This window comes from Acidobacteriota bacterium (genome assembly GCA_003225175.1).
Lineage (GTDB): Bacteria > Acidobacteriota > Terriglobia > Terriglobales > Acidobacteriaceae > Gp1-AA112.
The window spans coordinates 1-2,506 of sequence record QIBA01000192.1; the positions used below are offsets into that span (position 1 = coordinate 1).

At 31.8% G+C, this 2,506-nt stretch carries 1 protein-coding gene; it reads left to right on the top strand.

Translation table 11 applies throughout. The features are described from left to right. Nucleotides 1-44 precede the first annotated feature (44 nt). Nucleotides 45-1,250 (top strand): hypothetical protein, encoded by a 1,206-nt coding sequence (locus tag DMG62_24425; GenBank protein PYY19639.1) that lies wholly within the window; start codon nt 45-47, stop codon nt 1,248-1,250. The last annotated feature ends 1,256 nt before the right edge of the window (nt 1,251-2,506 follow it).

Genomic DNA, 2,506 nt, shown 5'->3' on the forward strand with positions numbered 1-2,506 from the left:
TTATACCTACAGAAAGTGGAGAGCTCAAAAATTTATAATCAAGAATGGAAAGAATTAAATACCAAGAATTAATTAATTTCCTAGAAGGAAATGTTCTAGATGAATGGGACAAAAGCAAGATTAAACAATTAGAAAAAGAATCAAGAAATTTTAAAACGAAAGATGGAATTTTATACAAGATAGGATCAAAAGAAAGATTATTAAGAATACTGAAAGAGGATGAAATAGACTCAGTAATATTTATGACGCATAATCATCCCACTGGAGGACACTTCAGAAAAGATGCAACCTATAACAAGATTAACACAAGATTTTGGTGTCAGCGAAGAGGAAATAAAGGAGGATCAGGATGCTTAAACCCAATTAAAGTAGGAAAACCATTTGAAAGAATCGGGATAGACTTTGTAGGACCATTAGAAAAGACCAGAAAAGGAAACAAATACATACTTGTAGCAACAGATTATTTAACCAAGTGGCTAGAAGCAAAAGCCATGAAAGAAGCAACCGCAGAAAATGTGATAGAATTCATTTATAAGAGGATAATTTGTCGACATGGATGTCCAGGAACAATTTTATCGGATAGAGGAACACACTTTAGGAACAAATTAGTGGATGGACTATGTGAAAAATTCAGGATTAAACACAAATTATCATCACCATACCATCCACAAACCAATGGATTAGTTGAAAGATTTAACAGAACTTTATGTGAAAGTTTAGCCAAAGTATCAGAAAAAGAAGACGAATGGGATGAACATATAGAATCAGTATTATTTGCTTACCGAACGATAAAACACAATACTACCAAGAAAACACCGTTTTATATGGTTTATGGAAGAGAAGCAATATTACCTATTGAAGGAAGTAAACCAGGAACAGACTTTGGAAAAAATGCAATCATGAAAAGATTATATGATTTAGTGGAACTAACCGAAGAAAGAAGTCAAGCCTTGGGAAATATCAAGAAATCTCAGGAACAACAAAAAAGAAGACACGATGGAAGAATTAAAGAAGAAACCAAATTTGAAATAGGAATGAAAGTATTACTAAAAGATGCAGCGAAAGAAAAACAATGGTCTGGAAAATTAAGCCAAAAATGGAAAGGACCTTATTATATTCATGAAATAGTTGGAGGAGGAGCCTATAAACTCAGGACTTTAGAAGGAAAAGTACTCAAGACCTCACGGAATGTAAAACACTTGAAGAAATATTTTGATCAAAAGGATAGATTACCTTTGATTTTTGTTTAAAACGGGACGTTTCAAAATTAGTTGGAGGAGAGTGTTACCAGGGTAAAAATGAAGGATAATTAAGAATAATAATAGTATTACAAGATAGATAATGTGATTGTTAATCATGTGACTTAGTGTAACGTAGTACAAATATAGTGCGATTATTTAGCAATGGTGTAACGTTACACGACCGCAGTGGTTACACAGGCGCAGTATGGGCACAGTAATTTTAAAATAGATCAAATGACCGCGACACGGTTGAATTGGGAAGGATGAAAGTAAAAAGGAAGTTCATTCACAAGGCAAAGTATAAACAAAGATGACTCATTATGACTCATGAATTTTAGTAATTCAGAGTATAAAAAGGAGCACTTTTGGCCTTGCTCAAAAAGAATTCCAAGATGGAGATTTTGAAAAACAAAATTTTTATTCCAACACAAATATTATAAATAGGATAGACTTTTACTAACATTGTTGAGGTTTAGACCTCAGAAGTCTTTTGACTTCAAGTCAAGTTTTTGACTGCGACTTTTTAGAATTCTTATAAAAAGAATGGCTTTTCGACCTTTGTAAAAAACTTTGGATAGTTTTAGTTTTTTAGAACTTTGAAAATAAAATAAATACTTATACCTACAAGAAACTATTTTGACGTGCAAGATATACAATGGATATGACTTGACATATATGATAAGAGATAACAAAGATATAAGAAGAGTAATATGGTTCACCCTAACTCTTATCTTGTTATGCTCTTAGGTTTTATACGTCTATACATTTATACATTTTACATTATATAAGGAGGATATATTATCAAGACAACAGGATTATTATTTATTTAACCGTTAGAGAGGGAAACTCTCACATTTTTATTGCAAGACAGCAAGAAGATATACTTTATATCAGAGAGGGAAACTCTCGCAGTTTTAATGTTATGAACCACAGTAATTTTATGTGCCGCAAGATATTTATAACCGCAGTAAACACTTGGCGTTTTCTTTATTAACGTATAAATAAAGTGGTGGAACCCCTGGACCTATCAACTAGTCAACATTATGTAATACGGTAGATCTCGACCCCTAACAGTTGGTGGAGGACCTGAGTAACCAAAGAAAAGCCTTTGGGATGATATCTTTGGTAGTACAAATAGACATTTTAATTTTTATTTTATATAATAGTTATAGATTATTCTTTGAAAGATAATATATAGTATAGTCATACATTCAAGAAATATTATTCAATGATTTTATTTAGCTTGGTAACCTAAGAATGCAATT

Bases quoted from the DNA above. Each gene is read 5' to 3' on its own strand.
- DMG62_24425 (PYY19639.1), top strand. From the start codon at position 45: ATGGAAAGAATTAAATACCAAGAATTAATTAATTTCCTAGAAGGAAAT.